4 protein-coding genes are annotated in these 6,566 nt (G+C 64.3%); 2 read left to right on the top strand and 2 right to left on the bottom strand.

The features are described from left to right. Together Q0X62_RS00585 and Q0X62_RS00580 are read left to right on the top strand one after the other, a co-directional pair. A partial coding sequence (locus tag Q0X62_RS00585; RefSeq protein ID WP_297730492.1) for a molybdopterin molybdotransferase MoeA occupies positions 1-709 on the top strand: 709 nt, incomplete at its 5' end. Between the two features lie 104 nt (positions 710-813). Further along, the gene (locus Q0X62_RS00580; RefSeq protein ID WP_297730490.1) at positions 814-1,491 is read left to right on the top strand and encodes a GntR family transcriptional regulator; all 678 of its coding nucleotides are present in this window, start codon (positions 814-816) and stop codon (positions 1,489-1,491) included. 212 nt (positions 1,492-1,703) lie between these two features. Here the strand turns inward: Q0X62_RS00580 and Q0X62_RS00575 are convergent, their stop codons facing one another. Next, positions 1,704-5,258, bottom strand: coding sequence for a DNA methyltransferase (locus Q0X62_RS00575; RefSeq protein ID WP_297730488.1), 3,555 nt, complete (start codon positions 5,256-5,258; stop codon positions 1,704-1,706). Positions 5,259-5,562: 304 nt separating this feature from the next. After that, complete coding sequence (locus Q0X62_RS00570; protein WP_297730486.1) at positions 5,563-6,561, bottom strand: 4-hydroxyproline epimerase; 999 nt, start codon at positions 6,559-6,561, stop codon at positions 5,563-5,565. Between the last annotated feature and the right edge of the window lie 5 nt (positions 6,562-6,566).

Genomic DNA, 6,566 nt, shown 5'->3' with positions numbered 1-6,566 from the left:
CGCTGGCGGCGCCAGCGAGCTGAGCGTCACGCGCCGGCCGCGCATCGGCGTGCTGGCCTCCGGTGACGAGCTCGTCCCGCCCGGCGCCCCGCCCGGCCCTGGCCAGATCATCAATTCCAATGCCCCGGCCCTGGCCGCCCTTCTCACCCAATGGGGCGCCGCACCGATCGATCTGGGCATAGCCCGCGATACGCCGGAGGCGGTCCGCGCCGCACTTGAGCAGGCCCGCGACCTCGATCTTTTGGTGACAATCGGCGGGGCCTCGGTCGGTGATCATGATCATTTGCGCCGCGTCTTCGCCGACATGGGCGGAAAGCTCGCCTTCGAGAAGATCGCCCTCAAGCCCGGCAAGCCGACCTGGTTCGGACACTTGCCCGACCTGCCCGTCCTGGGACTGCCCGGCAATCCGGTCTCCGCCCTCGTGGTCGCCGAACTGGTTTTGCGACCGGCCGTAGAGGCCCTGCTGGGCGAAACGCCACGCGCGCGCTTGCGGCCCGCCCGACTGGCCACCAGCCTCCCTGCCAACGGCCCGCGGGAGACCTGGATTCGCGGTCGCTTCGACCCGGAAACGGGCGCGGTCCGCCCGGCCGGTCGTCAGGAGAGCGGACTGGTCTCGGCGCTCGCGACAGCCGAGCTTCTCATTCCCCGCCCCATCGATGCGCCCGCGCGCCAGGCGGGGGACAGGGTCGATATCCTGCTGCTCGACTGAGCGGGCTCACGGGCGGGTTCACGGGCCGGTTCACGCATCGCATGACAGGACGCGCGGGCCCGCCTAATCTCACCGCCTGTGCCATGTCAGATTCGGAGCGCCGCGTGCCCGGCACCGAGATCAAGTTTTCCGATCCCATTACCCCGGCCTCGGTCGTCGACCTGCTGGCCGCGCGGATCCGTGCGCGCATTCTCGGCAATGAATTCAAGCCGGGCGAGGCCCTGCGCCAGGAAGCCCTGGCCGACGCCTACAAGGTCTCGCGCATGCCGATCCGCGAAGCGCTGCGGCGGCTGGAAGTGGAAGGCCTGGTGGTCTTTCACCCCAATCGCGGCGTCACCGTGTCGGAAGTCTCGGCAGAGGAGATGGCCGAACTCTTCGACATCCGCCAACAGCTGGAACCGGGCCTCTTCGCCCAGGCCATCGAACGCGCCAGCGCCGCTGATATCGCCGCCGTGGACGCCATCCGCGCCCGGGAAACCTCGGCCCTCGCAGACGGTGACACGGCCCGGTTCGGCGCCCTCAATCGCGATTTCCACGCCGCCCTGCACGCCCCGGCCGGTCGCCCCCGCACCCAGGCCATCGTGCAATCCCTCAACCAGCATATCGACCGCTATGTCCGCCTCCAGCTCTCCCTCGGCGCCGATGCCCGCAAGACCGCCAATCGCGAACATGACGGCCTGCTCGACGCCCTGAAGTCCGGCGACCCCATCGCCGGCGCCAACCGCATGATCCAGCACATCGTGACGGCCCGGACGGCGCTGGAAAAGGCGTTGGGGAGTTAGGGCCGTCAGGTGCGTTTGAGCGAAGAATCCCGGAGAGGTCCTCGCCCTTGATGGGCGAGCTGGATCGCCCGTGAGGGCGAGACGGAGTGGGTGAAGGGCGGTCGATGAAGGAACGCTGCGCGTCTCACCCGATCCGACCCGCCGCTTCGCGCCGGCCCACCTTCCCCATCAAGGGGAAGGACCTGATTCGCTCTGGCTCACCTCTTTCGGCGCTACCCCGCGAGGAAATAGCGGCCTTCCTCATCCAGTTCCGCCTGCCCCAGCGCTTCCATCACGTCGAGCATGTCGCGGACGCGATTGATCTTGGCCTTGGTATTCTTGCCGGACAGGCGGCGGGCGAGGGTGTCGGGGGTGACCGGGCCGGTGGCGGTTTCCAGCAATTCGCGGACAATGCGGGCTTGGGCCCGGCGGTCCTTGGCTGGCAGGGCGGGCAATTTGGCGCCGGTCTCGACCACCGCGGCCGCGCCGAGATCGAGATCATCCTGTTTGCCCTTCGCCGATTTGGGCGCAAAGCGCGGGATCTGGAAGTCGGGCCGCAGCCAGCGAATCTGGCCGCGCCTTTCCTCCTCATGACGCTCCAGATTGAGCGCCACCAGCCGTTCCAGGATCGCCTCGTCATCGAGATCCGCCGGCCAGCCATAGACCTCGAACACGGCGGCATCGATATCGTCATGAATGGATTTCAGCGTCCCGACCAGCCCGGCGTCGTAAATGTCGCGCTCGGCGTCGGTGAGGGGTGGCTCGCCCGCCTTGCCGGCGTCGAGCGCCCGGACCCGTTCGAGCACATTGTAGAGCTTGGTCATGGTGAGAAAGTCGTGCCTGTCGAGCACGGCTTTGCGATGCGCATCAAGGCGTTCGCCGAGATCACCGAGCCGGGATTTGAGGGCGGGCTTGTCTGTCAGGTCGGGGAAGGGGAAGGGGTCGAAACAGCGAGATTTTGAGTATCTCGGATCATTTCCGACGCCCAATCGAGCCCCAGCAGCAAGCGCCCATCTACAATGAACTCTTGAAGCGAGGATAGAAAAAACATCCCCTCTACTTGTAGCTATCGCTACCACCATGTGATCGGGGACAGTTTTTGCGTCTAAAAATTGAAAGTGCCGGTGCTTCGAGGTCTCCGTTGTTGCAATGTACCGAGGAAGGTCCTCGAGCGCTGCCCTCAGCGTTGGTCTACTGCGCCCAAAAAGCCACCAATTTTCTCGAAAGGCCTTGTCTCTTGCCGCATCACGCTGAGGCTTAACATTCTCGATTAGAAACTGGACCAATTCTGGAGAGTGGCTCCACTCGCGGGGGTCTTGATACCCAAAAGTGTCAACGACAAAGCGCCCAACCGGTCGCCTGGCTAACTCAAAGCCATGTTTATACGGACGGATCATACCCTTCGCTTGCTCTGACACCTCGGACAGTCGCAGTGCTTGGTGCGGCTCCAGCACGAAACCCGCAGCGGCCAACATCATACCGTTCCAGGAAAGTGCTCGATTCGCGAGAAGTGAGACTACTGCCGAGACACGTGCGCCCGTCTTAAGCTGCGCGCGTATTGCCCCAACCTGACCAGAAACTTTCACTATCGGCTGATCCGTATGCAAAGCGCTTTCGCTTACAACAGTCTCGAGCTTTCCGTCACAGGCTTCGCCGGGGCCAGCCACAGTCATGGAAATCCGGACGGCGGCGCGGTCGGCGCTTTTCATCCAAGGATGATCGGGAATAGCATAGATCAGCGAGAGTGGCGGCTTGCCCGACAACGCTTTTTCGATCACCCGACGATTGAAGGTCTGGCGGATGGAATTGGTGGTGATGAAGCCGAACCGGCGAGGCTGCCCGCCGCCGCCCTTCTTTGCTGCCGCTGCCGTTAACCGCGCAGCTTGGTTCCACCAATACATCACAAAGTCGGCAGATTTGGGCATATCCCGATGCGCCGCCCACAAGGCCTCTGTGTAACCGTCACCAAGGTCCGACCGCAGCCCCCCTTTGCCGATAAAGGGCGGGTTCCCCACGATAAAATCCGCCTTCGGCCAGACCGCCGGTTTCGGGTCGGCATAGTCATAGATCTCGACCCGCGCGCTTTCGTCCGGCACGTTTTCGCCGGTGACCGGATGGGCTTTCATCGTCTCGCCATCCCAGCGCGAGACCGGCTTGCCATTGTCATCCAGACGCAGGGTGCGTTCGCGATAGTCCAGCACGGCGTCGCGGCATTCGATATTGTGGAAATCCTTGAGGACCGGGTCGCGCACCACGTCCTGACCGCCGGTCTTGAGCTGCCATTTGATGAAGCCGATCCACAGCACCAGTTCGGCAATCGCCGCGGCGCGCGGATTGAGCTCGATGCCGAGGAATTGGTGCGGATCAACCGTGTGGCCCTGGAATTCCAGCGTCGCCTCGCCGCCCAGCTCGGTGATGAAATCGACCACATCGCCTTCCAGCTTCTTCATCATCTCCATGGCGACATAGAGGAAATTGCCGGTGCCACAGGCCGGATCCAGCACGCGTGTTTCGCACAGGCTTTCATGGAAGCGCCGCGCCTCACGCAGGGCCTCGTCGGTTTTGCCATCCTCGATCAGGGCCTGGCATTCCACCATCACATCGCGCCAATCATCGCGCAGCGGCTCGATAAGGGTCGGCGTGACCAGACGTTCGACATAGGCGCGCGGCGTATAATGGGCGCCCAGCTTGTGGCGCTCCTTCTTGTCCAGCGCCTGCTCCAGCAGCGTGCCGAAAATGGCCGGTTCCACATCGCGCCAGTCGCGGCGGGCGGCGATGGTGAGTTCGGCCACCATTTCCGCTGTCAGCGGCAGGGCGCGGGCGTCGCGGAACAGGCCGCCATTGAATTTGCGCACCGGCTCGCGGATCCAGGCATTCAGCGCCGAGCCCGTATCCATATCGGTCCACAATTGTTCCAGCGCCAGATGCGCCCTGTCGGGCATGGCCTGAAGCTCTTCCAGCATGCGCGTGAAGCTGTGGCGTTTGAGCAGATCCACATCCTCGGCGAACATGGTGAAAAGGCAGCGCATGAGGAACATGGCCACCGTCTCGGCGTCGTGCTTTTGCTCCAGGTCGCGAGCAACAATGGCGAGGCGGGCGGCAATGTCGCGCGTGACCTCGGCCGATTTCTTCGCCGGGTCGAGCGCGTGCGGATCGGTCCAGATCGCGCGCAGGCGTTCGCGCACCACCGGGCTGCGCAAATCCTCCAGCAGAACCCGGAAGGAGCGGCGGTCCGGGAAATGCGCGTAATTCTTGCCCTGGCCGGAGAAGTCGGCATAAATTTCAAAGCAATAGCCGACATCGCAGACGATCAGGAATGGCGGCCAGCCATGCTCCGGCGGCAAGTCCTTGGCATAGGCCTCGGCCTGTTCGCGCGCCTTTCGCATGGCCGTGACCCAGGCATTGGTGCCGCGCTTGGCGGTCCCTGTCTTGCGATCACCCGCCTCCAGCCCGTGCAATTCGGTCTGCGCTGCATCGACCTTTGACTTGCCGGACTTGGCGCTCTGCTTCGCCTCCAGCACGAAATGGCCGCGCTTGTAGAGATCAAGAAAGCGGGTCGAAGTGTGACCATCGGCATGATTGCGGGTGACCGAGCGCTCATAGACATAATCATTGAGATGATTGGCTTCCTGCACCGGGTCCGGGTGCGGCTGGCCGATCAGGTCGCAAAGCTCGTTGAGGAAGGATTGGGTATTCGAGCGCTCTGCCCCGCCGGATGCCTCCCAGCGCGCAATGAACGCGTCCACGATCGCCGGGTCGAGCCCGTCATCCATGTCTGCGTCCGCCATGCTGACCATCCCCGTCATCAAGTCCTTCACGACTGTATGCGGCGCCTGCCCGGCGCGGCAATGCTGGATTGTGGGCGGTGGCAGCGGGGAGAGACGGAGAAGCCCCGCCTCACTTTTCCTCAAACACCCAAACCTCCGTCATCCTCCGGTGACCGCGCAGCGGGCATCCGGGGGACCTCGGCCAGCCCCATGAAGCGTGAGCAAGCCGGTAGAGGCAAGACGATTGGCGGGGTGGCGGAGGTCCCCCGGATCGCGGCCACGCCGCGACCGTGGGATGACGGGCGTGGCATGGAAGCGCCGGGCTTCACCCCACCGTAAATCCACCCGCATAGGGGTCGCGATCATCGACCCAGATTGTGTTGATGCCGGTCTGGATGGCCCAGCCCTTGATGCTGGGGATGATGGCGGCGTGGTCGCCGATTGTGGTCGCGGCCTCCACCTTCCCCTCAAACAGGCTGCCGATCAGGCTTTCATGGATGAAGTCGTCGCCGGGCCTGAGCTCACCTCTTGCCGCGAGCTGGGCCATGCGGGCGCTGGTGCCGGTGCCGCAGGGGGAGCGGTCAATGGCGCGTTCGCCGTAGAAAACGGCATTGCGGGCCTGGGCCCTGGGATCGCGGGGACGGCCGGTCCACAGGGCATGGCTGACGCCGGCCACGCGGGGGTCATCGGGATGGCTGAGCGTGACAGCCTCGTTGGCGGCAGCGCGGACGAGCGGGCTGAGGCGGAGGATGTCGGCGACGCTCATTTCGTCGAGATCGGCATAGCCGGGCTGGGGCTCGATGATGGCGTAGTAATTGCCGCCATAGGCGATATCGACGGTGATGGCCTGCCAGCCGGGAATGTCCAGCATCAGACCAGTGACAGCGAGATAGGAGGCGATATTGCGGATCCGCACGCCAGCGACGCGGTCGCCCTGCCAGTCGATTTCAGCTTCGATCCGGCCGGCGGGCGCGTCGAGTTTCACCTGCTGGCGATCGGCCGGTGTGAAGACGCCGTTTTCCAGCGCCATGGTCAGCGCGCCAATCGTGCCATGGCCGCACATGGGCAGGCAGCCGGAGGTCTCGATGAAGAGGATGGAGGCGTCGGCATCGTCCGAACAGGGCGGGTAGAACATCGCCCCGGACATCATGTCATGGCCGCGCGGCTCGAACATGAGCGAGCGCCTGATCCAGTCATGGTGGGCGATGAAGTCCGCCCGCTTCTCCGCCATGTCCGCGCCCTTGAGGAAGGGTAGCGGGCCGGTGATCAGGCGGACCGGATTGCCACAGGCATGACCGTCCAGGCATTGAAAGACATGGCGCATGGCGC

The organism is uncultured Maricaulis sp., assembly GCF_947259345.1.
Classification (GTDB): Bacteria; Pseudomonadota; Alphaproteobacteria; order Caulobacterales; family Maricaulaceae; genus Maricaulis.
The sequence above is the reverse complement of the archived record's forward strand: the minus strand, read 5'-3'. Positions and strand labels throughout refer to the sequence as shown.

Coding starts and splice junctions, on each gene's coding strand:
- Q0X62_RS00575 (WP_297730488.1), bottom strand. CDS start 5,258: ATGGCGGACGCAGACATGGATGACGGGCTCGACCCGGCGATCGTGGAC.
- Q0X62_RS00570 (WP_297730486.1), bottom strand. CDS start 6,561: ATGCGCCATGTCTTTCAATGCCTGGACGGTCATGCCTGTGGCAATCCG.